The 23,995-nt window shown below is 71.1% G+C and carries 22 protein-coding genes; 16 read left to right on the forward strand and 6 right to left on the reverse strand.

The genetic code is table 11. The features are described from left to right. The first annotated feature begins 21 nt into the window (after positions 1 to 21). The 3 genes from glgC to OG381_RS40265 all read left to right on the forward strand — a co-directional run bounded on the left by glgC (position 22) and on the right by OG381_RS40265 (position 4,332). Positions 22 to 1,242: a glucose-1-phosphate adenylyltransferase gene (gene glgC / locus OG381_RS40255; protein ID WP_327720898.1), complete on the forward strand. Its 1,221-nt coding sequence runs from the start codon at positions 22 to 24 to the stop codon at positions 1,240 to 1,242. Positions 1,243 to 1,390: 148 nt separating this feature from the next. Continuing rightward, positions 1,391 to 2,710, forward strand: a complete 1,320-nt coding sequence (locus OG381_RS40260; protein ID WP_327720899.1) for a wax ester/triacylglycerol synthase family O-acyltransferase — start codon at positions 1,391 to 1,393, stop codon at positions 2,708 to 2,710. Positions 2,711 to 2,814: 104 nt separating this feature from the next. After that, complete coding sequence (locus OG381_RS40265) at positions 2,815 to 4,332, forward strand: SDR family NAD(P)-dependent oxidoreductase (RefSeq protein ID WP_327720900.1); 1,518 nt, start codon at positions 2,815 to 2,817, stop codon at positions 4,330 to 4,332. A 174-nt stretch (positions 4,333 to 4,506) separates the two neighbouring features. Here OG381_RS40265 and OG381_RS40270 read toward each other — a convergent pair whose 3' ends face one another. Together OG381_RS40270 and OG381_RS40275 are read right to left on the reverse strand one after the other, a co-directional pair. Continuing rightward, positions 4,507 to 5,313 (reverse strand): SDR family oxidoreductase, encoded by an 807-nt coding sequence (locus OG381_RS40270; protein WP_327720901.1) that lies wholly within the window; start codon positions 5,311 to 5,313, stop codon positions 4,507 to 4,509. Positions 5,314 to 5,338: 25 nt separating this feature from the next. Then, positions 5,339 to 5,734, reverse strand: a complete 396-nt coding sequence (locus tag OG381_RS40275) for a hypothetical protein (RefSeq protein WP_327720902.1) — start codon at positions 5,732 to 5,734, stop codon at positions 5,339 to 5,341. A gap of 463 nt (positions 5,735 to 6,197) precedes the next feature. Here OG381_RS40275 and OG381_RS40280 point away from each other — a divergent pair, with 463 nt between their 5' ends. Genes OG381_RS40280 through OG381_RS40290 form a run of 3 tightly spaced genes read left to right on the forward strand, consistent with a single transcriptional unit; the run spans position 6,198 to position 7,458 of the window. Then, on the forward strand, positions 6,198 to 6,371 hold the full coding sequence (locus OG381_RS40280) for a hypothetical protein (protein ID WP_107080540.1): 174 nt from the start codon (positions 6,198 to 6,200) through the stop codon (positions 6,369 to 6,371). A gap of 46 nt (positions 6,372 to 6,417) precedes the next feature. Next, positions 6,418 to 6,900 (forward strand): GNAT family N-acetyltransferase, encoded by a 483-nt coding sequence (locus OG381_RS40285; RefSeq protein WP_327720903.1) that lies wholly within the window; start codon positions 6,418 to 6,420, stop codon positions 6,898 to 6,900. Next, a complete protein-coding gene (locus OG381_RS40290) occupies positions 6,901 to 7,458 on the forward strand; it encodes an SMI1/KNR4 family protein (protein ID WP_327720904.1) in 558 nt (185 codons plus the stop codon). It abuts the gene before it with no gap. Positions 7,459 to 7,464: 6 nt separating this feature from the next. On the opposite strand, the gene OG381_RS40295 is transcribed toward OG381_RS40290, so the two are convergent. After that, positions 7,465 to 8,808: an amidase gene (locus OG381_RS40295; protein ID WP_327720905.1), complete on the reverse strand. Its 1,344-nt coding sequence runs from the start codon at positions 8,806 to 8,808 to the stop codon at positions 7,465 to 7,467. Between the two features lie 272 nt (positions 8,809 to 9,080). On the opposite strand from OG381_RS40295, the gene OG381_RS40300 reads away from it, so the two are divergent. Together OG381_RS40300 and OG381_RS40305 are read left to right on the forward strand one after the other, a co-directional pair. After that, positions 9,081 to 10,913 carry a family 20 glycosylhydrolase gene (locus OG381_RS40300; RefSeq protein WP_327720906.1) on the forward strand — a complete coding sequence of 611 codons (1,833 nt, stop codon included), beginning with the start codon at positions 9,081 to 9,083 and terminating at the stop codon, positions 10,911 to 10,913. A 14-nt stretch (positions 10,914 to 10,927) separates the two neighbouring features. Beyond that, complete coding sequence (locus OG381_RS40305) at positions 10,928 to 12,472, forward strand: alpha-L-fucosidase (protein ID WP_327720907.1); 1,545 nt, start codon at positions 10,928 to 10,930, stop codon at positions 12,470 to 12,472. A 57-nt stretch (positions 12,473 to 12,529) separates the two neighbouring features. Here the strand turns inward: OG381_RS40305 and OG381_RS40310 are convergent, their stop codons facing one another. Together OG381_RS40310 and OG381_RS40315 are read right to left on the reverse strand one after the other, a co-directional pair. Then, on the reverse strand, positions 12,530 to 13,555 hold the full coding sequence (locus OG381_RS40310) for an alpha/beta hydrolase family protein (protein ID WP_327720908.1): 1,026 nt from the start codon (positions 13,553 to 13,555) through the stop codon (positions 12,530 to 12,532). A 286-nt stretch (positions 13,556 to 13,841) separates the two neighbouring features. Beyond that, positions 13,842 to 14,546 carry a FadR/GntR family transcriptional regulator gene (locus OG381_RS40315; protein ID WP_307023267.1) on the reverse strand — a complete coding sequence of 235 codons (705 nt, stop codon included), beginning with the start codon at positions 14,544 to 14,546 and terminating at the stop codon, positions 13,842 to 13,844. 163 nt (positions 14,547 to 14,709) lie between these two features. Between OG381_RS40315 and OG381_RS40320 the strand changes: the two genes are divergently transcribed. From OG381_RS40320 to OG381_RS40355, 8 genes are read left to right on the forward strand one after another with little or no spacing between them, the layout of a single operon-like run. Beyond that, on the forward strand, positions 14,710 to 15,786 hold the full coding sequence (locus OG381_RS40320) for a sugar ABC transporter substrate-binding protein (RefSeq protein WP_327720909.1): 1,077 nt from the start codon (positions 14,710 to 14,712) through the stop codon (positions 15,784 to 15,786). Next, complete coding sequence (locus tag OG381_RS40325; protein ID WP_327720910.1) at positions 15,783 to 17,288, forward strand: sugar ABC transporter ATP-binding protein; 1,506 nt, start codon at positions 15,783 to 15,785, stop codon at positions 17,286 to 17,288. The genes OG381_RS40320 and OG381_RS40325 overlap by 4 nt, the downstream gene beginning before the upstream one ends. Next, a complete protein-coding gene (locus OG381_RS40330) occupies positions 17,281 to 18,306 on the forward strand; it encodes an ABC transporter permease (protein ID WP_327720911.1) in 1,026 nt (341 codons plus the stop codon). Before OG381_RS40325 ends, OG381_RS40330 begins: the two co-directional genes overlap by 8 nt. A 37-nt stretch (positions 18,307 to 18,343) precedes the next feature. Then, positions 18,344 to 19,699, forward strand: a complete 1,356-nt coding sequence (locus tag OG381_RS40335; protein WP_327720912.1) for an L-fuconate dehydratase — start codon at positions 18,344 to 18,346, stop codon at positions 19,697 to 19,699. Then, entirely contained in the window at positions 19,696 to 20,451 is a 756-nt protein-coding gene (locus OG381_RS40340) for an SDR family NAD(P)-dependent oxidoreductase (RefSeq protein ID WP_327720913.1), read from the forward strand. The genes OG381_RS40335 and OG381_RS40340 overlap by 4 nt, the downstream gene beginning before the upstream one ends. Beyond that, entirely contained in the window at positions 20,448 to 21,404 is a 957-nt protein-coding gene (locus tag OG381_RS40345) for an aldo/keto reductase (RefSeq protein ID WP_327720914.1), read from the forward strand. Before OG381_RS40340 ends, OG381_RS40345 begins: the two co-directional genes overlap by 4 nt. Then, positions 21,401 to 21,715, forward strand: a complete 315-nt coding sequence (locus tag OG381_RS40350; RefSeq protein WP_327720915.1) for an L-rhamnose mutarotase — start codon at positions 21,401 to 21,403, stop codon at positions 21,713 to 21,715. The genes OG381_RS40345 and OG381_RS40350 overlap by 4 nt, the downstream gene beginning before the upstream one ends. Beyond that, positions 21,712 to 22,533 carry an amidohydrolase family protein gene (locus tag OG381_RS40355; RefSeq protein ID WP_327720916.1) on the forward strand — a complete coding sequence of 274 codons (822 nt, stop codon included), beginning with the start codon at positions 21,712 to 21,714 and terminating at the stop codon, positions 22,531 to 22,533. Before OG381_RS40350 ends, OG381_RS40355 begins: the two co-directional genes overlap by 4 nt. Here OG381_RS40355 and OG381_RS40360 read toward each other — a convergent pair. Next, positions 22,521 to 23,942: a lipase maturation factor family protein gene (locus OG381_RS40360; RefSeq protein ID WP_327720917.1), complete on the reverse strand. Its 1,422-nt coding sequence runs from the start codon at positions 23,940 to 23,942 to the stop codon at positions 22,521 to 22,523. The genes OG381_RS40355 and OG381_RS40360 overlap by 13 nt on opposite strands. Positions 23,943 to 23,995 lie beyond the last annotated feature (53 nt).

A 23,995-nucleotide genomic window follows, 5' to 3' on the forward strand; every position in this document is an offset into this window, starting at 1 on the left:
ATCAGGGTGAGGGGAGCGGCCATGCGTCGTGGCGGACCTTCGGTGCTCGGCATCGTATTGGCGGGCGGAGAAGGCAAACGCCTGATGCCCTTGACCGCGGACCGCGCGAAACCAGCGGTCACTTTCGGAGGAACGTATCGCCTGGTCGATTTCGTCCTCTCCAACCTCGTGAACGGCGACATCCTGCGCATCTGTGTCCTGACGCAGTACAAGTCGCACTCGCTGGACCGGCACATCACCACCACCTGGCGGATGTCGAGCCTGCTCGGCAACTACGTCACCCCGGTCCCGGCCCAGCAGCGGCTCGGCCCGCGCTGGTACCTGGGCAGCGCCGACGCCATCCTGCAGTCGCTGAACCTCGTGCACGACGAGGAGCCCGAGTACGTGGTGGTGTTCGGCGCCGACCACGTGTACCGGATGGACCCGCGGCAGATGCTCACCCAGCACATCGAGAGCGGGGCGGGGGTGACGGTGGCCGGCATCCGGGTGCCGCGCTCGGAGTCCTCGCAGTTCGGTGTGATCACGCCGGGGTCGGACGGGCTGACCGTGGAGCGCTTCCTGGAGAAGCCCGCCGACCCGCCCGGTCTCGCGGACGACCCGGAGTGCGTCTTCGCCTCGATGGGCAACTACATCTTCACCACCAAGGCCCTGATAGAGGCGCTGCAGCGGGACGCCGAGGACGAGAACTCGGTGCACGACATGGGCGGCTCGATCCTGCCCCAGCTCACCGACCGGGGTGAGGCACAGCTGTACGACTTCAGCCTCAACCACGTGCCCGGTGAGACCACCCGCGACCAGGGCTACTGGCGTGACGTCGGCACCCTGGACGCCTACTACGACGCCCATATGGACCTCATCGCCGAGCGCCCCGCGTTCAACCTCTACAACCGGCAGTGGCCCATCTACACCCACTCGGGCCAGCTCTCCCCGGCCCGGTTCAACGCGGGCGGCATGGCCAGCGAGTCGATCATCAGTGCGGGCTGCCTTATCCGCGGTCAGGTCACGCGGTCGATCCTGTCGCCGGGCGTCAGGGTGGACCCGGGGGCGGTGGTCCAGGGCTCGATCCTGCACGACAACGTCCACATAGGCCGGGGCGCGGTGGTGCGCGGTGCCGTCCTCGACAAGAACGTCGAGGTGCCGCCGGGTGCGACGATCGGGGTGAATCCGGAGCGGGACGCGGAGCTCTACACCGTCTCCAAGGGGGGCGTGATCGCGCTCGGGAAGGGCCAGCAGGTGTCCTGAGACACAGGGAAGGGCGCCCTGTGGCTGGTGGGGCGCCCATGGCTGGACTTAATCTGCTGTTAACTGTGCGTAGCTTGATCGTACTTGACCGTAATCGCGTGTGGACGATTGACTGCTTGCCCACCCTTCGTCGACGCGAGGCAAGCCATTGAATTCTGACCTGCTCGCCCCTCTCGACCTGGCTTTCTGGAACATCGAGTCCCCGGAACACCCCATGCACCTGGGCGCCCTCGGCGTCTTCTCGGCCTGCTCGCCCGCCGCGGGCGCCCACGCGGCCGACCTGCTCGCCGCGCGGGCGGCGGCCGTGCCGGGGCTGCGGATGCGCATCCGGGACGTCTGGCAGCCACTGGCCTTCGGGGGCGCCACGCGCGAGCCCGCCCCCGACTTCGACCCCCTGGACCACGTCCGGCTGCACGCCCCCACCGCCGACTTCCACGCCGTGGCCGGGCGGCTCATGGAGCGTCCGCTGGAGCGGGGCCGCCCGCCGTGGGAGGCCCATGTCCTGCCCGGGGAGGACGGCTGCTCCTTCGCCGTGCTCTTCAAGTTCCACCACGCCCTGGCCGACGGACTGCGCGCGCTGACCCTCGCGGCCGCCATCCTCGACCCGATGGACCTGCCGGCCCGCAAGCCGCGTCCCGAGGAGCCCGCGAAAGGCTTCTTCCCCGATGTGCGCAAGCTGCCGGGGTTCATCAAGGACACCGTCTCCGACGTGGGCCGCGCCCTCGACATCGGCGCGTCCGTCGCCCTGTCCACCGTCGGGGTGCGCTCGTCCTCCGCACTGACCTCCGAGCCGAGCGGAACCCGCCGTACCGCGGGCGTCGTCGTCGACCTCGACGACGTGCACCGGGTCCGCAAGGCCCAGGGCGGCACCGTCAACGACGTCCTGATCGCGGTCGTCGCCGGCGCCCTGCGCCGCTGGCTGGACGAGCGCGGCGACGGCAGCGAGGGCGTCGCGCCCCGTGCCCTGATCCCGGTCTCCAGGCGCCGCCCGCGCACCGCGCACCCCCAGGGCAACCGGCTCTCCGGTTACCTGATGCGGCTTCCGGTCGACGACCCCGACCCGCTCGCCCGCCTCCACACGGTCCGCACGGCGATGGACCGCAACAAGGACGCGGGGCCCAACCGGGGCGCGGGCGCGGTCGCCCTGCTCGCGGACCACGTCCCCGCGCTGGGGCACCGCCTCGGCGGGCCGCTGGTGAGCCAGGCCGCCCGGCTCTGGTTCGACATCCTCGTCACCAGCGTCCCCCTGCCCGGCATCGGCCTGAAGCTCGGCGGCAACACGGTCACGGAGGTCTTCCCCTTCGCACCGCTGGCCCGCGGCCAGTCCCTCGCGGTCGCCGTCTCGACGTACCGCGGGCAGGTCCACTACGGCCTCGTCGCCGACGCCGAGGCGGTACCGGACCTCGACGTCCTGGCCAAGGCGATCACCGCGGAGGTGGAGACGCTCATCACCGCCTGCGAGGCTTGACCGTCCCCGTTTTTGGAGGACCGGCCCGGCGCTCCGTAGAATTCCCTGTTCGAAAGCGGACGCGGTCGGAGCGCCGCACGGTGAGCCAAGGAAACGGCAGCGCGATGACGGTGACAGAGGACGGCCCGGCGACCACGGACGAGGTCGTCCACGAGCCCGGTGACGAGGTCGTGTACGGCCCCGGTATCGACCCGGAGCGACTGGCCGTCTGCCTCGGCGTGCTCGACGAGCTGGACAAGCTGGAGGTCGACCACCCGGACGCCATCGCCGTGCGCCGGGCCACCGCCGGCGTCTACCGCACCGTCAAGCAGCGCCGCCGCCAGGAGCGCAGGGCCGCCAAGACCGCGCACGACAAGACGGTCACCGAGGCCACGGCGACCGGCTCCGCCCAGCGCATCGACGACGAGACCGAGGGCATCCTGCCGCAGTCGGTCACCGAGGCCGGGAGGATCGCCGGGATACTCCAGCGCCCCCGCTCCTGCTACACCTGCAAGACCCGGTACGTGGAAGTCGACTACTTCTACCACCAGCTCTGTCCGGACTGCGCCACCCTGAACCGGGACAAGCGCGACGTCCGCGCCGACCTCACCGGCAAGCGCGCCCTGCTCACCGGCGGCCGCGCCAAGATCGGCATGTACATCGCGCTCCGGCTGCTGCGCGACGGCGCGCACACCACGGTCACCACGCGCTTCCCCAAGGACGCCATCCGCCGCTTCAAGGCCATGGACGACTCCGCGGACTGGCTGCACCGCCTGGAGGTCGTCGGCATCGACCTGCGCGACCCGGCCCAGGCCGTGGCCCTCGCCGACCAGGTCGCCGAGGCGGGCCCGCTGGACATCCTGATCAACAACGCGACGCAGACCGTACGCCGGCTGCCCTCCGCCTACGCCGCGCTGGTCGACGGCGAGAGCGCCCCGCTGCCCGCCGGTGAGCTGCCCGCCCACCATGTCATCGGCGCCTTCGGCTCCGGCGCCGTGGACGGCCTCGCCGCACTGCCGGCCGGCATCAGCGGCCTCGACGCCCAGCAGGTCGCCGACCTCGCCCTGGTCGCCGGCAACGCCAGCGTCGCCCGGCACCTGGACGGCACCGCCATCGACGCCGGCGGTCTCGTCCCGGACGTCGTCGACACCAACACCTGGGTGCAGACCATCGAGCAGATCTCCCCGGTGGAACTCCTCGAGACCCAGCTGTGCAACTACACGGCGCCGTTCATCCTCATCAGCAAACTCCGCCCGGCGATGGCCGAAGCGGCGAAGAAGGCGGCGAGCGGCCGCGCCTACGTCGTCAACGTCTCCGCCATGGAAGGCGTCTTCGGCCGCGGCTACAAGGGCGCCGGCCACCCCAACACCAACGCCGCCAAGGCCGCGATGAACATGGTCACGCGGACCAGCGCCCAGGAGATGTTCCAGAGCGACGGCATCCTCATGACCTCCGTCGACACCGGCTGGATCACCGACGAGCGCCCCCACTACGACAAGCTGCGCCTGGCCGAGGAGGGCTTCCACGCCCCGCTCGACCTGGTCGACGGCGCGGCCCGCGTCTACGACCCGGTCGTGCGCGGTGAGGCGGGCGAGGACGTGTACGGCGTCTTCCTGAAGGACTACGCGCCGGGCAAGTGGTAGGTCCTTATTCGCTCGCGGGCCCGGGTGCCGGCGTTCTACCGTGACGGTGGAGCGCCGGTGTGCCCGGTGCGATGGTCACGCGTTCTTCAGGTTCGATCCCAGACAGGCCCACCCACGGGCCTGCCGCCCAGTCGGAGGGCACCGCGTAACCGCCTTGATCTCGGGCACACCCGCTCAGCCGGCCTCCGGCGCCTGCGACCGCAGTCGCTCGTGCACCGCGTACGTCCCGGAGGAGTACGCGGCCCGCACTCTGGTCCCCCCGTCCACGAGCAGGTCCGCCCCGGTCACCCATTCGGCCGCGTCCGAGGCCAGCCAGACGACGGCCCGGGCCACGTCCGCCGGCTCCCCGATCCGTCCGAGCGGCAGCCCCGCCGCGAGGTCGTCCTCGCCCGCCTCCCATACGAAACGGGCCATTTCCGTGCGTACGAGACCGGGGGAGACGGAGTTGACCCGGACCCGCGGGGCCAGTTCGCCCGCGAGCTGCCGGGTGAGATGGAGCAGGGCCGCCTTGCTGGTCCCGTAGGCACCGATCTGCGGGCCCACATGTTCCGCGCCCTCCGTGCAGATGTTGACGACCGCGCCGCCGTGCTCGCGCATCCACGCCCGCCACGCGCCCTGCACCAGCCGCAGCGGCGCCTCCACGTTGACCAGGAACGCCTCGCGCCAGGCCCGCGGATCGGCGTCCATGAGCGGGCCGTACGGCTGGTTGGTCGCCGCGTTGTTGACGACGACGTCGATCCGGCCGAACGCGTCCAGGGCGAGCCGGACGACCTCGTCCAGGTGTGCCGGATCCGCCACACTGCCCGCCACGCCGATGCCGCCCAGCTCGGCGGCGACCCGCCGCACCTCCGCCGCGTCGCGCGCGGTCACGCACACCAGCGCGCCCGCCGACGCCAGTTGCCCGGCGACCGCCCGACCGATGCCGCGGGTGCCGCCGGTGACGATCGCGGCCCTGCCCTGAAGTCCGTACGGCGACGTCATCGGCGTACCGTCTCATGACGGACCGTCAGTCGACAGCCCCGAGACGGGAGTTCCGGGCCGCCACCAGTTCCAGCACGGTGCGCCAGTCCTCCAGGATCCCGGCGTCGAAGCCCGCCGTCCGGCCCTCCTCGTCCGCCAGCCGCAGGCGCAGCAGGTCGTCGTCGCCGACGGGGCCCTGGCGGCGTACGAGGTGGAAGACCCGCTCGCCCAGCAGGGACCGTACGGCTTCGGCCGCGCGCTCGGCCCGAAGGGTCTCGTCGCCCGGGCACAGCAGCTGCCCGATGCCGTGCACCAGCCCCGCCACTTGGAGCTCCTTGTCGGCGGGCCGACCACGGCGCAGCAGCGCGGCGGTCCGCAGCGCGTGCTGATGCCGGCAGGCGTACAGCAGATCCATCAGCTCTTCGACACTGCGCAGCTCCATGCGTCAGTCCTCCCGCCGGACAAGCCGTTGCCGTCCGTCAGCAGATCATGGCCGCCTTGCGATTCGGCCAACGGGACTTGAACTGCGCTGTCGGGGCCCTCGAAGACACGAGCGCCGATGTAGGCCGAACGGGTGAGGTCTCGACGGGGCATCAGATGACAAAACCCCACATAGTAGGACCGAGTGCACACAGGCGACTTGGGAAAGTTACCCCTTGTTTTCAGCCCCATCGAGCGGGCCTGCGCTCATCTGGTTAATCTGTAGCGGACGGACAGCAGTACGGGGTCCCACCCACACCCACGGTCCGTCCTGGGGCAGCCGATCACCACGGCCTGTTCTGACATGAGTGACCGGCGCCACCGCGTCCGAGCTGTTCTCGACTCAGACCCGAGCGGGCGTCCGGCGACAGACCGCACACTGACCGGTATGCCCCGAGGGTGACCCGACACATAAGGAGTGCGCGGTGACACCGGAGAAGACGAATCGCGATCAACGGCCCAAGGAACGCCCCGAGCGAGCGGGCCGCCGGCCCGGACAGCTCGGCAGCCTCGACGTGTGGGCGCGGTCCGCCCCCATCCGTCTCGCGGGATACGAGGACGACCTGGCCGAACCCCACATCCTGCCCAGCGTGGACTGAGCCCCGTCGCGATCGCCGTCAGCATGGGCGTGCCAGACTCACGCCCATGCTGATCAGAGAAGCCGCGGCCGACGACTGGCCGCGGATCTGGCCTTTCTGGCACCGGATCGTCGCCGCGGGGGAGACCTACGCCTGGGATCCGGACACCTCCGAGGAGGCGGCACGGGCACTGTGGATGAGCCCTGCCAAGCGCGTCCACGTCGTCGAGGACGAGACCGGCGCCGTCGTCGCCTCCGCCTACACCACCCCCAACTACGGTGGCCCCGCAGCCCGTGTGGCCAACGCGGGCTTCATGGTCGACCCCGACCACACCGGCCGGGGCATCGGCCGCGCTCTCGCCGAGCACGTCCTGACCGCCGCCAAGTCCGACGGATACCGCGGCATGGTCTTCAACGCCGTCGTCGAGACGAACCCCGCCGTCGCCCTGTGGACCTCCCTCGGCTTCACCGTCCTGGGCACGGTGCCGGACGCGTACGAGCATCCGCGGCAGGGACTGGTGGGGCTGCACGTGATGTACAAGGCGCTGTAGATGGAGACGCCGCCTTTGAGCGAGGCCGAGGTGGCCGCGGCCGAGCGGGAGTTGGGCGTCTCGTTCCCTGCCGAGTACCGCGCGTATCTGCTGGAGGTGAGCGCGGGCGGGACCGTCTCCCGGCTGGTGCGGACGGAACAGGGCTGGTGGTGGGAGAACAACTCCCGTGCCGCGCGCGAGCTGCTCGCCGTCCCCTTTCCGCACCCCGACTCCTACGTCGTCGAGGACGACGAGCTGGGTGACCGTGAACCGCGCGCCGAGGACTTCGCCGACGACGGCGCCTACCAGGCCGCCTGGCGGGCCTGGGACGACGAGTGCGGAGTGTTCGAGGACCGCAAGACGGCCGGCGCGATCGTCATCCAGGAGCACGGCTGCGGCTTCGCCACGCTTCTGGCGTTGACCGGCCCGCTCGCCGGCACCGTGTGGTGGGACGGGCGGGCCACCTGCGATCTGATCGTGCCGCTCTCCCTCGACCACCTGCGTGGCGCCCGCCCCGTCACCTTCGGCGAGTGGCTCGGCCGGAGCTCCCAGGAGCTCCGGCCGCCCGGCTGGGGCTGAGCCGGGTCAGTCCAGCGGTGCCGTCCGCTCCCACGGGTGCAGCTTCTCCAGCTGCTCCGCGACCTCCAGCAGTACCGCCTCCGAGCCCGGCCGTCCCACCAGTTGTACGGCGGTGGGGGCGCCGGAGGGGAGCTTGCCGAAGGGGACGGACATCGCGGGCCAGCCGGTGAGGTTCCAGGGCGGCGTGAGCGGCGAGTAGTTGGTGTTGGCGAGGACGTTGCGGAGCCAGCCCCGCTCGTGCCAGGGCGCCGACTTGGGGGAGCGGCGGGCCAGGGCCGGGGTGAGCAGGACGTCGTACTCCTCGAAGAACGGCTCCAGCCGGCCGCGCAGTGCGTCGCGGCTCGCCCCCGTGCGCACGCCCTTCACGAAGCGGCGGCCCACGGCCGCGTGGACCCGGGTGCGGCGGGTCAGCTGTCGCGGGTCCAGGCCCTGGGCGTCCTCGGAGGTGCCCGCCGTCCAGTGGGCGAGCGAGGTGAAGCTCAGTGACATCGGGTAGGACGGGTCGGCGCGGCGGACCTGGTGGCCTGCCTTCATCAGGACTCCGGCGGCCTCCCGGGCGGCGGCCGTGTAGGGCTTGGTGATGGCGATGCCGGCGATCGGGCTGCGCAGGGAGAGCGCGATCGTGTGCGTCGCGGCGGCGGACGGGGACGCCGGCTCCGTGTCCGCCAGGATGGCCAGCATCAGCCGGGCGTCCTCGACCGTCGTGGCCAGGGGCCCGTTCTCGGACATGCCGAACCAGTCGCCGTCGCTGACGCCCGCCGGGACCACGCCGTGGCCGGGCTTGATGGTGACGAGGCCGCAGTTGGCCGCCGGGATGCGCAGGGAGCCCATGCCGTCGTTGCCCAGCGCGATCGGCACCAGGCCCGCGGCGACCGCGGCCGCGCTGCCGCCCGAGGAGCCGCCCGCGGTGCGCGAGGTGTCCCAGGGGTTGCGGGCGGTGCCGTGGACGCCCTCCGTCGTACCGAAGACGCACAGCTCCGGCACGTTGGTCAGACCCACGACCACGGCACCCGCCGCCCGCAGCCGGGCCACCGTGACGTGGTCCTCGGCGGAGGGGGTGTCCGGCGTGGCCGCGGAGCCGACGCGCTTGGACTCGCCGCGTACGGCGAGGTTGTCCTTGACGGCGATCGGCACACCCGCGAGGGGCAGCTCGGCCAGGTCGGCGCGGGCACCCACCTCGTCGGCCTCGGCGAGCGCGGCCTCGGCCCGGACCGTCCGGAAGGCCCCGATACGGCCGTCGAGCCGCTCGATCCGGGCGAGGTGCTCGGCCACCACCTCACGGGGCGTGGCCCGCTTCTCCTGCACGGCGGCGGCGATCTCGGCGGCGGTCCGGCCGATCCAGCTGGTCACGGGTGCTCCTCGGGGGGTACTGGCGAGTACGTAGGGAGAACTGTGCCTCTGCTCGGGCGTCACGTCGAGAGGGGGACGGGCCCGGGGCGGGCCTTCGGGCGCGTGGAGGACCGCCTTGGACATTCGCGGCGGTGTTCTTGGACTTTTGGTGGCCTGGCATCCGAAGAAGCCCAGGTCATCCGATCACTGGCTCAACTCGGCCGACTTCTCGTTCCATTGACAGTCCCTGGGGGCCGCCCAATCATCAGTCATCCGATGAATGGGAGTCGCTCGTGAGAACGTTTCCGAGACGTCAGATCCTGGGCGTCGCCGCCGCACTGGCCCTGCTCCTGGCGCCGGTCCCGGCGGTCGCCCAGGAGGAGACCCGGCCGCCGGTCACGGTGCCCGCACTGGGCAACTGGACGCCGGAACCCGGCCGTTACGAATTCGGACCCGGCACCCGCCTCGTGGCGGACGGTCCGGCCGAGCGCAGGGTCGCCGACACCCTCGCCGACGATCTGCGGGAAGCCGGACACGGCACCGTGCCCGTCGTCGGCGGCTCGGCGCGCGCCGGGGACATCGTTGTCGACGTCCAGCCGTCGCGGAAGCCGCTCGGAGCCGAGGGCTACGAACTCCGGTCCGGGAAACGGCTGTCGGTGACCGGCGCCACCGAGACCGGTGCCTTCTACGGCACCCGGACCCTCCTCCAGCTCCTCGCCCAGGGCGACACGATCCCCGCCGGACGCACGGTCGACGTACCGCGCTACAAGGAACGCGGAGTCGGCGTCTGCGCGTGCTACATCCACATCTCCCTGCCCTGGCTGGAGAACCTCGTCCGGGAGATGGCGTACCACAAGGTCAACCAGCTGCTCCTCGAACTGAAGGTGAAGAGCGACGCCCACCCCGAGGCGAACACCTGGGGCTACTACACCAAGGACGAGATCCGCCGGCTCGTCGCCCTCGGCGAGAAGTACCACGTCGAGATCATCCCGGAGATCAACTCCCCGGGGCACATGGACCCGTGGATCGAGAACCGCCCCGATCTCCAGCTCACCGACGCCGACGGCGCCAAGCAGCCCGCACGGCTCGACATCACCCGGCCCGCCGCCTTCGACTACTACACCGGCCTGATCGACGAGTACGCCCAGGTCTTCAAGGCCCCGGCCTGGCACATGGGCGCCGACGAGTACATGCTCGGCTCCGACTTCGCCAAGTACCCGCAGATCCTCGAGTACGCCCAGGACAGGTACGGTTCCGGCGCCACCCCGCAGGACGCCTTCATCGACTTCGTCAACCGCGTCCACGCCTACGCGGCGGGCAAGGGCAAGAGGCTGCGCATCTGGAACGACGGGCTCACCGGCGCCAACACCGTCCCGGTGACGGCCGGCACGACCGTCGAGCACTGGCTGAACGTGACGGTCAAGCCCAGCCGGATCATCGCCCAGGGCTATCCGTTGATGAACGCGGCCTACGCCCTCTACCTCGTCCGCGGCGGCTTCCACAGCGACACCGAGGGTCTGTACGACCAGAGTTGGGACCCGCGCAGCTTCGAGGGCGAGAAGCTCACCTCCGCCGAGGGCATCACCGGCGCCAAGATCAGCCTCTGGCCGGACAACGGGCGCGGGGAGACCGAGAACGAGGTCGCGGTACGGCTGTGGCCCGCCCTGCGCCACATCGCCCAGGCCACCTGGGGCGACCCGCATCCGGACGCCACGTACGACGAGTTCACCGCGCGCGCTACGGCTGTCGGGCACGCGCCGGGATGGCGGGACCTGACGAAGCCGCCGGTGGTGGACGGGACGTACACCTTCGAGGCGGACGGTGTGTCCTTCGACGCCGACGTCGCGCGCACCCCGGACGGCTATGTGACCCTGCGCGGCCCGGCCGGCTGCCTCGCCGTGAGCGGCGGCAAGCTCACGCTCAACGTGCCGCTCCAGCCCGGCGTCGAGGCGACCTGGGACACCTGCGCCGCCGCGAACACGCTCCAGCGCTGGGAGTTGCGGCGCACCGGGGACGGATACCGCCTCGTCAACGCCATCACGCGGATGGCCATGAGCGTGACGCACGGCCGGATCGTGCAGTACCCGCCCGACCAGCACCCGCCCGCCGTATGGCAGTTGACCTGAGGAGCCCCACCTTCATGACCGTCTCCAGACGCACCTTCGTCGCCGGCTCGGTCTCGGCGTTCCTCGCGACCGGCCTCACCCCGACATCCGCCGCCGGAGCCCCTCTCCCGGCCGAACCCGGCTACCGCATCCCCGTCGGCCCCGACGACACGGCCGAGGACCTGGTGCGCAAGGCGTCCGACGTCCGGCCCACCCCACGGCAGATCGCCTGGCAGGCCCTGGAGCGCACCGCGTTCCTGCACTTCGGCGTCAACACCTTCACCGGCCTGGAATGGGGGACGGGGGACGAGGACCCGGACGTCTTCCAGCCCGCCGGCCTGGACACCGACCAGTGGGCCAGGGCCCTGCGCGACGGCGGCTTCAAGCTGGCCATCCTCACCGTCAAGCACCACGACGGCTTCGTCCTCTACCCCTCCCGCTACTCCGGCCACACCGTCGCCTCCAGCAGCTGGCGGGACGGACAGGGCGACGTCCTGCGCTCCTTCGCCGACTCCATGAGGCGCCACGGCATCAAGGTCGGCGTCTACATCTCACCCGCCGACGAGAACCAGTACCTGGACGGCGTCTACGCCAACGGCAGCGCCCGCTCCACACGCACCATCCCCACCCTCGTCGAGGGCGACGACCGCACCCCCGCGCGGACGTACACGCTGGACGCCACCGACTACGGCGCCCACATGCTCAACCAGCTCTACGAAGTCCTCACCGAATACGGCCCGGTCGACGAGGTGTGGTTCGACGGCGCCCAGGGCCGCATCCCGCCGGACAAGGTGGAGAGCTACGACTGGGACAGCTGGTACACCCTGGTGCGCGCGCTCGCGCCGGACGCGGCGATCGCCGTCACCGGCCCCGACCTGCGCTGGGTCGGCAACGAGAGCGGGCTGGCGCGCGAGGACGAGTGGAGCGTCGTGCCGGTCAAGGAGAACCAGTACGGGCGCACCGACTGGGCCCTGTCCTACGACACCGCCGACCAGGGCAGCCGTGCCGCGCTGGTGCGGGCGCAGCCCGACACCGACTACCTCCAGTGGTGGCCCGCGGAGTGCGATGTGTCCATCAGGGACGGCTGGTTCTACCACGCCGACCAACAACCCAAGAGCGTCGACCAGTTGACGGACATCTACTTCGGGTCCGTGGGGCGCAACGCGGTGCTCCTCCTCAACATCCCGCCGGACACCGACGGGTTGCTGCCCGCCGCGGACGTGACCCGGCTGCGTGAGTTCCGTGAACGCATCGACCGGGAGCTGCCCGAGGACCTGGCACGCGGCGCCCGTACGACCGTCGCACCCGGCCTGGTGACCGTTGACCTCGGCACCGCCCGCGAGGTGGACCGGTTCCGGCTGGCCGAGGACATCGCGCACGGTCAGCAGGTCGAGAGCTTCGTGGTGGAGGCGCTGCGCGACGGGGCCTGGACGGAGGTGACCCGGGCCGGGACGGTCGGGGCGAGCCGGATCCTGCTGCTGCCGGTTCCGGTGCGGGCCCGGCGGTGGCGGGTGCGGGTCACCGGGTCCCGGAGCACCGTACGGATGGCGCAGTTCGCCATGTACAGGTCGCGCCGCTGAGGGTACTCGGGCAGGGCGGTCACCAGGGCGTCGGCGATCTGGTGGCCGCCTGTCGCCTCACCGCAGATGCCGGGAGAAGAAGTCCATGGTGGCGTCCATGGAGGCCGTCCACCGTGGGTAGAAGGTGTGGCCCTCGCCCTGGTACGTGCGGAGCTCGACGCGTTTGCCGGCCGCGCTCAGGGCGGCGGCCATCCGCTCCGACCAGACGATCGGGCAGGTGTCGTCCGCGGTGCCGTGGTGGATCAGCAGCGGCTCGGTCACCCGGTCCACGTAGGTGCGGGGCGAGACCTCCCGCCAGAACACCGGATTCTCCTCGGGCGTGCCGTACTTGGCGTCGATCTCGGCGACGAGCGGGTCGCCCTCCGCGCGCTGGAAGTGGTCGATGTTCTCGTCCGGGCGGGAGCTGACCGGCGCGAAGGCGACCGCCGCGTCGAACAGACCCGGTGCCACCACCAGGGTGTTGTAGACGACGCCGCCGCCCATCGAGCGGCCGAGCAGCCCGAGCCTGTCGCCGTCGATCTCCGGGCGTCCGGAGCCGCGCAGCGCCAGCGCGGCGCCGATGACGTCCTCGGTGTAGCCGAGACGCAGGTCGATGTCACTGTCGGGGTCGTCGTCCGAGGCCGCGTGATTGCGGTAGTCGGTGTGCAGGACGACGTAGCCGTTGCGGGCCAGGAGGTCCTGCTCCCGGGCGAGCCCGCGGCCGGTCGTGTAGACGGCGGGGTCGATGTAGCCGTGCGCCAGCACCAGCGCCGGGAAGGGGCCCTTGCCACGGGGGATGTTCATGAGCCCGGAGATCGTCAGACCGTTCGACTCGTACGTCACCCGGTAACTGGTGTAGGCGTCGGTGCGGGCCAGGACGGTGCCGAGGCGGAGGCCGGAACCCCGGTGCTCCTTCCGCATGAGGGCGGGCAGGGAGACCGGGTTGACGGGCTTCCTGCTGGGGGAGGGCGTGGCGGTGGAGGGTCGGTCCGACGCGGAGGTCTTCTCCGGTGCCGGCGCGGTCTCGTCGTCGCCCCCGGTGCAGCCGATCGCGACGACCAGCGTCAGCCCGGCGGCGGCACAGGCCGTTCCCCGTATCCGCATGGGGCCCATTGTCTCCCGCGGGAGCGCGGAAGGGACGGGCCCGTTTCAGTTGGCCTGAGCCGCATCCGCGACGGCACCACTCATGCGCCGCACGCCCGTCCCGTACTGCCCCGCTCGATCAGCCGCGGCACCGGCACCCGGACGGGCTGACAAGAGCCTGCGACCACGCAGGTCCGGCTGGGACCCTGGCGGCCGGATCGCCGGCCCCTCGCAGGTGACAGCCCAGGCGGAACACCGGACGGGCATCAGTGCCGAACCGCTCGTCGCGCCGCTGTACGGGGTGCGGTCACGTACCGAGCTGCGCCCGCAGCCACTGCTCCACTTCGCCCACATGCGCGGCCGCCGCGGCCCGTGCCGCCTCCGGGTCATGGGCCAGCAGCGCCCGGTGGATCGCGGCATGCTCGCGTCGCGTCCGCTCGAAGGCCCCCTCTTCCTGGTAGCCCCGCCAGACCCGGGCGCGGAACGTCCTCGAGGACAGGCCGTCCAGGATCGCCGCCATGGTCTCGTTGCCGGCGGCCGTCGCGATCTCGCGGTGGAAGGCGATGTCGTGGGCGAGGATCTCCTCGGGGTCCTCCGTGGCGTTCATCGCCGTCAGGTGTTTCTCCACCTCGGCCAGCTGATCCGGTGTGATCCGCGCCGCCGCTAGGGCCGTCGCCGTCGACTCCAGGATGCGCCGCACCTCGAGGAGCTCCACCAGACGCGGTCCCCGGGACAGATCGGCGACCACACCGAACGTCTCCAGCAGATCCCCGGCCTCCAGCTGGGTGACGTAGATGCCCGACCCGTGCCGTGCCTCCAGCACCCCCATCACCGTGAGCGCGCGGATCGCCTCGCGCATCGAGCTGCGGGAGATGCCGAGCTGGACCGCGAGATCGCGCTCGGTGGGCAGCCGCTGCCCCGGCTCCAGGCGGCCCTCGCCGATCATCGCCTTGATCCGGTCGATGGCGCGCTGGGTCACGGTGCCCTTCTGCGGGGCCGTCTCGTCGTCCACGCCATTCCTCCACTCACCAGGTGGCGGAAGTCTAGCCACGGATGTGGTCCGACCACTACGGCCCAAACTCCGGAAAATTCGCCGTCGGAGGGTGTTCTTCTGGCCGAGTGGTCTGATAAGTATGCGGTCATCTGCTCGAACACGCTCAACGAGGAGCCGTCAGATGCCGTGCAGGACAGTGCGAAAGCGGAACAGTTCCCGGATGGTCGGCGCGGTGGCAGCGGCCGCGGTCGCCTCGCTCGTGCTCGGCGCGTGCGGGAGCACCAAGGACAGCGCCGGCTCGGCCGACAGCGGGAAAGGGGACGGCACCGGCAAGGTCGGGGTGATCCTGCCCCTGCTCACCTCGCCGTTCTGGCAGTCGTACAACGACTACGTCCCGAAGATGGCGAAGTCCGAGGAGGTGGACGCGCTGAAGACCGTCAACTCCAACAGTGACCCCTCACAGCAGATCACCGACATCAACAACCAGCTCAACCAGGGCGTCGAGGGCCTGGTCGTCGCCCCGCTGGACAGTGCCGCCATCGAGGCCGGCCTCGAGCAGGCCGAACGCAAGGGCGTCCCCGTGGTCGCCGTCGACGTCGCGCCCGACAAGGGCAAGGTCGCCATGGTCGTCCGCGCGAACAACGTCGCCTACGGCGAGAAGGCCTGCGACTACCTCGGCAAGCAGATCCCCTCCGGCAAGGTCGTGCAGATCATGGGCGACCTCGCCTCGGTCAACGGCCGGGACCGCTCGGAGGCGTTCCGCGCCTGTGTGAAGGAGAAGTTCCCCAAGCTGAAGGTGCTGGAGATCCCCGCCAAGTGGGAGTCCGACACCGCGGCCTCCAAACTGGACACCCTCCTGAACGCCAACCCCGACATCAAGGGCATCTACATGCAGGCCGGCGGCGTCTATCTCGCGCCGACCCTGCAGACCCTGAAGTCAAAGGGAATGCTCAAGAAGGCCGGCCAGGCGGGCCACATCACGATCGTCTCCAACGACGGCATCCCGCAGGAGTTCGACGCCATCCGCAAGGGCCAGATCGACGCCACCGTCTCCCAGCCCGCCGACCTGTACGCCAAGTACGGCATGTACTACATCAAGGCGGCGATGCAGGGGAAGACCTTCCGCCCCGGCCCGACGGACCACGACTCCACGATCGTCAAGCTGCCCAGCGGCATCCTCGAGGACCAGCTGCCCGCCCCCCTGGTCACCAAGGAGAACGTCGACGACCCCGAGCTGTGGGGCAACACGGTCGGATGAGCAGCCAGACCATCACCCCCCTCGTCGAGGCCCGCGGCATCGTCAAGCGCTACGGCCCCACCACCGCACTCGCCGACGGCAGGCTCACCGTCCTGCCCGGCGAGTCCCACGCCCTCGTCGGCCGCAACGGCGCCGGCAAGTCGACCCTGGTCACCGTGCTCACCGGCCTCCAGGCGCCCGACGAGGGCGAGGTCCGCTTCGACGGCGAGCCCGCACCCGGGCTCGCCGACCGGGACGCGTGGCGCCGCAAGGTCGCCTGCGTCTACCAGAAGCCGACCGTCGTCCCCGAACTCACCGTCGCCGAGAACCTGTTCATCAACCGGCAGCCCCTCAAGGGCCGGTTCATCAGCTGGCGCCGCCTCAGAGAAGAGGCCGCGGCACTCCTGGACACCTGGGACGTGCACGTCGACCCGGAGGCGCGCACCTCCGACCTCAAGGTCGAGGACCGCCAAATGGTGGAGATCGCCCGGGCGTTGAGCTTCGGCGCCCGCTTCATCGTCCTCGACGAACCGACCGCCCAGCTCGACAAGCGGGAGATCGAACGGCTCTTCGCCCGGATGCGGGCCCTCCAGGAGAACGGGGTCACCTTCCTCTTCATCTCCCACCATCTCCAGGAGGTCTACGAGGTCTGCCAGACCGTCACCGTCCTGCGGGACGCCCGCTGGATCACCACGGCACCCGTGGCCGACATGCCCCGCGCGGCCCTCGTCGAGGCCATGGCCGGAGAGAGCATCGCCGAGCAGACCATGGCGGTGAGGGACGTGGACAGCACCGCACCCGTCGTCCTGGAAGCCCGCGGCCTCACCTCGGACGCCTACCAGGACGTCGACCTGACCGTCCGCCGCGGCGAGGTCGTCGGGCTCGCCGGCATCAGCGGCAGCGGCAAGACCGAGCTCGCCGAATCGTTCACGGGACTGCACACGCCCACCGGCGGCACCGCCCGGCTCGACGGCGAGCGGCTGCCGTTCGGGGACGTACGCCGCTCCCTGGAGGCCGGCGTCGGCTGCGTTCCGCGCGACCGGCACGGCCAGGGCCTGGTGTTCGGCATGACCATCGGCGACAACGCCACCATGACCGTCCTCGACCGGCTCGGCCGCTTCGGCTTCGTCGCCAGCGACCGCAAGCGCGGCTTCGCCACCGAGCTGATCGAGCGTCTCGACATCCACACCGAGGGTCCCGACCAGCCGGTCTCCGACCTCTCCGGCGGCAACGCGCAGAAGGTCGTCATGGCCCGCGCCCTGGCCTCCGACCCCCGCCTGCTGGTGCTCATCAACCCCACCGCGGGCGTCGACGTGAAGTCCAAGGAATCCCTGCTGTCCCGCGTGGACACCGCCCGCGAGGACGGCACCGCCGTCCTCGTCGTCTCCGACGAACTCGACGACCTGCGCCGCTGCGACCGCGTCCTCGTCCTCTTCCACGGCCGCGTGGTCGCCGAGCACCCGGCGGGCTGGCGCGACCACGAGCTGATCGCCTCCATCGAAGGAGTGGACCAACATGGCTGACACCAAGGCGCCGCCGGTGAAGCTGCCGCGCGTGCCCGAGGCGCGGGTGGCCCGTACGGTCCTGCTGCGCCGCGCCCGCGAACTGGCCCTCGTGCCCGCCCTGCTGGTGCTCATGGTGCTGGGTACGATCGTCAACGACTCGTTCCTCACCGAACGCAACCTGATCTCGATCCTCGGCGCCTCCGCCGCACTCGCCATGGTCGTGCTGGCCGAGTCGCTGGTGCTGATCACCGGCAAGTTCGACCTGTCCCTGGAGTCCGTCGTCGGCATCGCGCCCGCCGTGGGCGCGCTGCTGGTGCTGCCGGCCGCCCAGTCCGGCTGGGGCACCGAACTCCCGGCCCCACTCGCCCTGTTGGCGGTTCTGCTGGTGGGCGCCGGCGTCGGCGCCTTCAACGGCGTCCTCGTCGTCAAGTTCAAGCTCAACGCGTTCATCGTGACGCTCGCGATGCTGATCGTGCTGCGCGGACTGCTGGTCGGAGCGACCAAGGGCAAGACGCTGTTCGGGATGCCCGACAGCTTCTACTCCCTGGCGACCACCACCTTCCTGACCGTCCCGATGTCGGTGTGGGTCGCGGCGATCGCCTTCGCCGTCGCCGGACTCGTCCTGAAGTACCACCGCATCGGCCGCGCCCTGTACGCCATCGGCGGCAACGCCGACGCGGCCCGCGCCGCCGGTATCCGCGTGGAACGCGTGATGCTCGGCGTGTTCGTGGTCGCGGGCACCCTGGCCGCGGTCGGCGGGATCATGCAGACCGGGTACGTGGGCGCGATCAGCGCCAACCAGGGCAACAACATGATCTTCACCGTGTTCGCGGCCGCGGTGATCGGCGGCATCAGCCTCGACGGCGGCAAGGGCACCATGTTCGGCGCCCTGACCGGCGTACTCCTCCTCGGAGTCGTCCAGAACCTGCTCACCCTCGCCCAGGTGCCGTCCTTCTGGATCCAGGCCATCTACGGCGGCATCATCCTGCTCGCCCTGATCATCGCCCGGGTGACGACCGGCCGCGCCCAGGACTGACCCGCCTGTTCCCACGACCCCGACCGAGAGGCCCTCAGTGTCACCGACCCCCGGCCCCCCTGCCCGTATCACCGCGCTCGACACCTACGACATCCGCTTCCCGACCTCGCGCGAGCTCGACGGCTCCGACGCGATGAACCCGGACCCCGACTACTCGGCCGCGTACGTCGTCCTGCGCACCGACGGGACCGACGGACACGAGGGGCACGGCTTCAGCTTCACCATCGGGCGGGGCAACGAGGTCCAGGTGGCCGCCATCCACGCGCTCAGGCACCACGTGATCGGCCGGGACGTCGACGAACTCTGCGCCGACCCGGGGACCCTCAACCGCGACCTGATCGGCGACAGCCAGCTGCGCTGGCTCGGCCCCGAGAAGGGCGTGATGCACATGGCGATCGGGGCCGTCATGAACGCCGTGTGGGACCTGGCCGCCAAGCGCGCCGGCAAGCCGCTGTGGCGGCTGCTCGCCGACGCGGACCCCGAGTGGCTGGTCGCCCAGATCGACTTCCGCTACCTCACCGACGTCCTCACCCCGCAGGAGGCGCTGGAGATCCTCCGCAAGGGCCGCGAGGGCGCCGGGGAACGCACGGCCAGGCTGCTGGAGCGCGGCTACCCCGCCTACACGACCTCCCCCGGCTGGCTCGGCTACAGCGACGAGAAGCTCACCCGGCTCGCCACCCAGGCCGTCGCCGACGGCTTCCGGCAGATCAAGCTGAAGGTCGGCGCGGACCTCGACGACGACGTACGGCGCTGCCGCGTCGCCCGCCAGGTCGTCGGCCCCGGCGTCCGCATCGCCATCGACGCCAACCAGCGCTGGGACGTCGACGAGGCGATCCGCTGGACCAAGGCCCTCGCCGAGTTCGACCCCTACTGGATCGAGGAGCCCACCAGCCCCGACGACATCCTCGGCCACGCGACGATCCGTCAGGCCGTCGCCCCGGTGAAGGTGGCCACCGGCGAACACGTCCAGAACCGTGTCGTCTTCAAGCAGCTCCTCCAGGCCGGCGCCCTCGACGTCGTCCAGATCGACGCGGCCCGCGTCGGCGGCGTCCACGAGAACCTCGCGATCCTGCTGCTCGCCGCGAAGTTCGGCGTACCGGTGTGCCCCCACGCGGGCGGCGTCGGTCTGTGCGAACTTGTCCAGCACCTGTCGATGTTCGACTACGTGGCGGTCACCGGCACCACCGAGGACCGGGTCATCGAGTACGTCGATCATCTGCACGACCACTTCCTCGACCCGGTGGTGATCAGGGAGGGTCACTACACGGCACCCGCCTCGCCGGGCTTCTCGGCCGCCATGAAGGCCGAGTCGATCGCGCGGTACACGTTCCCGGACGGCGCCTTCTGGGCCGCCGACCTCGAGACCTCGGGCAAGAAGGGGCACGCGGCATGAGTGACTTCGAGGGGCTGAGGGCCCTGGTGACCGGCGGCGCCTCCGGCATCGGCCGGTCCACCGCCGAACTCCTGGCCGCGCGCGGCGCCCGGGTCGCCGTCCTCGACCTGGACCCCTCGTCGGTGGCGGAGCCGCTGCTCGGCTTCAAGGCCGACGTCAGCGACGACGCCTCGGTGCGCGAGGCGGTCGCCGCCGCCGTCGCGTGGCTCGGCGGCCTCGACATACTGGTCAACAACGCGGGCATCGGCGCCCAGGGCACCGTCGAGGACAACGACGACGCCGAGTGGCACCGCGTCCTGGACGTCAATGTGGTGGGCATGGTCCGCGCGGCCCGTGCCGCACTCCCGCACCTGCGCCGGTCGGAGCATGCGGCGATCGTCAACACCTGCTCCATCGCCGCCACCGCGGGCCTGCCGCAACGCGCCCTCTACAGCGCGACCAAGGGTGCCGTGCACTCCCTCACCCTCGCGATGGCCGCCGACCACGTCCGCGAGGGCATCCGCGTCAACTGCGTCAACCCCGGCACCGCCGACACGCCCTGGATCGGCCGCCTCCTCGACAGGGCCCCCGACCCCGCCGCCGAGCGCGCCGCCCTGGAGGCCCGTCAGCCCAGCGGCCGTCTCGTCTCGGCGGACGAGGTCGCGGGCGCCATCGCCTATCTGGCGAGCCCGCTGTCCGGCGCCACCACCGGCACCTCCCTCGCGGTCGACGGCGGCATGCACGGCCTGCGACTGCGCCCGGCGGGCCAGTGAGAACCCCCCGCACCCCCAGCGGCCTGGGGTTCGGAGCGGCCGGCATCGGCAACCTCTTCACCGAGGTCACCGACGAGCAGGCGTACGAGGCCGTGTCCGCCGCCTGGCAGCGCGGCATCCGCTACTACGACACCGCGCCCCACTACGGCATCGGCCTCTCCGAACGCCGCCTCGGCGCGGCCCTGCGCGAGCACCCGCGCGAGCAGTACACGATCTCGACGAAGGTCGGCCGCCGCCTGGAACCGAGGGCCGGCGGCGGTGACGACCTCGCGGACGGCTTCGCGGTCCCCGCCACGCACCGCCGCGTCTGGGACTTCACCGAGGACGGCATCCGACGCACCCTGGACGCCAGCCTGGAACGGCTCGGCCTCGACCGCGTCGACGTCGTCTACCTCCACGACCCCGACGACCATGCCGAAGCGGCCTTCCGGGAGGGCTACCCGGCCCTGGAGAAGCTCCGCTCGGAGGGCGTGGTCGGCGCGATCGGCGCCGGCATGAACCAGACGGAGATGCTCACCCGCTTCGTCCGCGACACCGACGTCGACGTGGTGCTGTGCGCGGGCCGCTACACGCTGCTGGACCACAGCGCGCTGACCGACCTGCTGCCGGCGGCCGTGGCCCGCGGCACCTCCGTCGTCGTCGGGGGTGCCTTCAACTCCGGCCTGCTGGCCGACCCGCGCCCGGGAGCGACGTACGACTACGCCGACGCGCCGCCCGAGTTGCTGGACCGGGCGCTGCGCCTGAAGTCGGTCGCCGAACGTCACGGCATCACCCTGCGGGCCGCCGCCCTGGCCTTCTGCGCGGCCCACCCCGCGGTGACCAGCGTCCTCGTCGGCGCCCGCTCGGCCGCCGAAGTCCACGACTGCGCGGACCAGTTCGAGACCGCAGTACCACCGGAGTTCTGGCAGGAGCTCAGGGACACCGGTTTCCTGCCGGCGAAGGAGCCGTCATGAGAGTCGCCCTGCACACCAAGGTCCGCGCCGACCGCGTCGCCGAGTACGACGCGGCCCACCGCGAGGTCCCGAGGGAACTCACCGACGCGATCCGCGCCGGCGGCGCCACCTCCTGGACCATCTGGCGCAGCGGCACCGACCTCTTCCACGTCCTGGAGTGCGAGGACTACGGCCGGCTCCTCGCCGAACTGGAGAAACTGCCGGTCAACGTCGCCTGGCAGGCCCGTATGGCCGAGCTCCTCGACGTCGTGCACGACTACTCCGACGAGGGCGCGGCCGCCGGTCTGCCCGTCGTATGGGAGCTGCCGTGACCGTCGACGCGCACCACCACCTCTGGGACCTGTCGGTGCGCGACCAGGACTGGATCGCCGAGGACAGCCCGATCCGGCGGGACTTCACCGTCGCCGACCTCGCCCCCGAGGCAGCCGCCGCCGGAGTGGACCGGACGGTACTCGTCCAGACGGTCACCGTCGCCGAGGAGACCCCGGAGTTCCTGGCGCTGGCCGCCGCACACGACCTGATCGCCGGTGTCGTCGGCTGGACCGATCTCACCCGTCCCGACATCGCCGACGAACTGGCCCGCCTCAAGGAACTCCCCGGCGGCCGGTACCTCAAGGGCATCCGCCACCAGGTCCAGGGCGAGCCCGACCCGGAGTGGCTGCTGCGGGCGGACGTACGACGGGGTCTCGCCGCCGTGGCCGCGGCAGGCCTCGTCTACGACCTCCTCGTCCTGCCCCACCAGCTGCCCGCCTGCGTCAAAGCCGCCGCCGCACTGCCCCAACTCACCTTTGTCCTGGACCACTTGGGAAAGCCCTCCATCGCCTCCGGCACCCTCGAACCGTGGGCCGGCGACCTCCGCGCCCTCGCCGCGCACCCCAACACGGTCTGCAAGCTCTCCGGCATGGTCACCGAGGCCGACCTCGCCGCCTGGACCGTCGAGGACCTGCGCCCGTACGCCGACGTCGTCCTGGACGCCTTCGGCCCGGACCGTCTGATGTTCGGCTCGGACTGGCCGGTGTGCGGCCTGGCGGCGACCTACGCCCAAGTCCTGGACGCGGCACGGGAACTGGTCGGCTCCCCCGACCGGCGGATCTTCGAGACGACCGCCACCCGGGTCTACGACCTCTGAGCCACCCCCGCCAGCCTCGTCGGCGGCAGATACTCCCGCACGAACGTCCGCTCCCAGCAGGCCCCCGTCTCCCGCAGCTCCCGCCAGCTCGTGTACCGGTAGCGGAAGAGACGGGCGCGGATGAACCGGGGCGGCGCGTCGGGCGGGAAGGGTGAACGGCGCAGCAGCTTGAGGGTGTCGCGGTCGTTCTCCAGGAGCCGTTCCACGAAGGTGCCGAACCAGGAGCCGGCGTAGGACGGGGACAGCGCGGCGAACCACATCAGCCAGTCCAGGCGCAGGTGGTACGGCGCGAACTGACGCGGCCAGTGCCGGGGGTCGCCGGGCTTGCCCTTGAACTCGTACTCCCGCCAGTCCGAGTCCTCGCGCGGCACCTCGTCGGCCGTGCCCTCGACCACCACCTCGTACCGGAACCGGCTGACACTGCCGAACGCCCCGTAGGTGTTGACCAGATGGAGCGGGTCGAAGGAACGGTTCATGATCTGGCGGCGGGAGATCATGTTCGTCACCGGATGGTAGCTGAGGTACGCGAGCAGCGCCGCGACCGCCAGGACCACGATCTCGTACCAGAGCGGGGCGGCGGGCCGGGCGGGCGGGTCGCCCGGGAGCTCCAGCGCCGAGACCGCGAGCACGATCGTGATCCAGTTCAGCCAGGAGAAGTTGCCCGACAGGACCAGCCACAGCTGGGTGACGATCATCAGGGACGCGGCCGCCGTGGCGATCGGCTGCGGGGTGAACAGCAGGACCGGGACGACGAGTTGGGTGAAGTGGTTCGCCGCCACCTCGGCCCGGTGCAGCGGTCGGGGGAGATGGTGGAAGAACCAGCTCAGCGGGCCCGGCATCGGCTGAGTCTCGTGGTGGTAGTCCAGGCAGGTCAGCTTCCGCCAGCACGCGTCGCCGCGCATCTTGATCAGCCCTGCCCCGAACTCCACCCGGAACAGGATCCAGCGCAGCAGGAACAGCACGACGATCGGCGGGGCCACCTCGTCGTTGCCGAGGAACACGGCGAGGAAGCCGACCTCGAGGAGCAGGGACTCCCAGCCGAAGCTGTACCAGGTCTGGCCGACGTTGACGATCGACAGATACAGCACCCACGGCACCAGCCACAGCACCATGCCGCCCCACAACGGCAGTTGCGAGTCGAGCCCGGCGAGCAGCGCCGCCGAGATCGCGCAGCCCGACCAGGCGCAGACCGCGAAGAAGCGGTCCGAGTAGTGCAGATGGAACAGGCTCGGTGCCGCCTTGAAAGGAACCCGCTGGACATAGCGGGGGATGGGCAGCATGCCGCGCGCGCCGAGCAGCGCCCGGAATTGAAGGGCCGCTGTCAGGAACGCGACGAGGTACACGCCGGCCAGGGCCCGCTGGAAGACCAGCCGGCTCAGCCAGTAGTCGGGTGCGGTGAACCAGTCCACGGCGAGTACTCCTCTGCCCATTGTCGCGCCGGAACCCTATGTCACGCTCCGTG

Source organism: Streptomyces sp. NBC_00490, from assembly GCF_036013645.1.
Lineage (GTDB): Bacteria > Actinomycetota > Actinomycetes > Streptomycetales > Streptomycetaceae > Streptomyces > Streptomyces canus_F.

What these genes read in the sequence shown, in the direction of transcription:
- OG381_RS40265 (WP_327720900.1), top strand. Translation starts at nt 2,815, where the DNA reads ATGACGGTGACAGAGGACGGCCCGGCGACCACGGACGAGGTCGTCCAC.
- OG381_RS40325 (WP_327720910.1), top strand. Translation starts at nt 15,783, where the DNA reads ATGAGCAGCCAGACCATCACCCCCCTCGTCGAGGCCCGCGGCATCGTC.
- OG381_RS40330 (WP_327720911.1), top strand. Translation starts at nt 17,281, where the DNA reads ATGGCTGACACCAAGGCGCCGCCGGTGAAGCTGCCGCGCGTGCCCGAG.
- OG381_RS40310 (WP_327720908.1), bottom strand. Translation starts at nt 13,555, where the DNA reads ATGCGGATACGGGGAACGGCCTGTGCCGCCGCCGGGCTGACGCTGGTC.
- glgC (WP_327720898.1), top strand. Translation starts at nt 22, where the DNA reads ATGCGTCGTGGCGGACCTTCGGTGCTCGGCATCGTATTGGCGGGCGGA.
- OG381_RS40340 (WP_327720913.1), top strand. Translation starts at nt 19,696, where the DNA reads ATGAGTGACTTCGAGGGGCTGAGGGCCCTGGTGACCGGCGGCGCCTCC.
- OG381_RS40285 (WP_327720903.1), top strand. Translation starts at nt 6,418, where the DNA reads ATGCTGATCAGAGAAGCCGCGGCCGACGACTGGCCGCGGATCTGGCCT.
- OG381_RS40270 (WP_327720901.1), bottom strand. Translation starts at nt 5,313, where the DNA reads ATGACGTCGCCGTACGGACTTCAGGGCAGGGCCGCGATCGTCACCGGC.
- OG381_RS40290 (WP_327720904.1), top strand. Translation starts at nt 6,901, where the DNA reads ATGGAGACGCCGCCTTTGAGCGAGGCCGAGGTGGCCGCGGCCGAGCGG.
- OG381_RS40275 (WP_327720902.1), bottom strand. Translation starts at nt 5,734, where the DNA reads ATGGAGCTGCGCAGTGTCGAAGAGCTGATGGATCTGCTGTACGCCTGC.
- OG381_RS40320 (WP_327720909.1), top strand. Translation starts at nt 14,710, where the DNA reads ATGCCGTGCAGGACAGTGCGAAAGCGGAACAGTTCCCGGATGGTCGGC.
- OG381_RS40350 (WP_327720915.1), top strand. Translation starts at nt 21,401, where the DNA reads ATGAGAGTCGCCCTGCACACCAAGGTCCGCGCCGACCGCGTCGCCGAG.
- OG381_RS40305 (WP_327720907.1), top strand. Translation starts at nt 10,928, where the DNA reads ATGACCGTCTCCAGACGCACCTTCGTCGCCGGCTCGGTCTCGGCGTTC.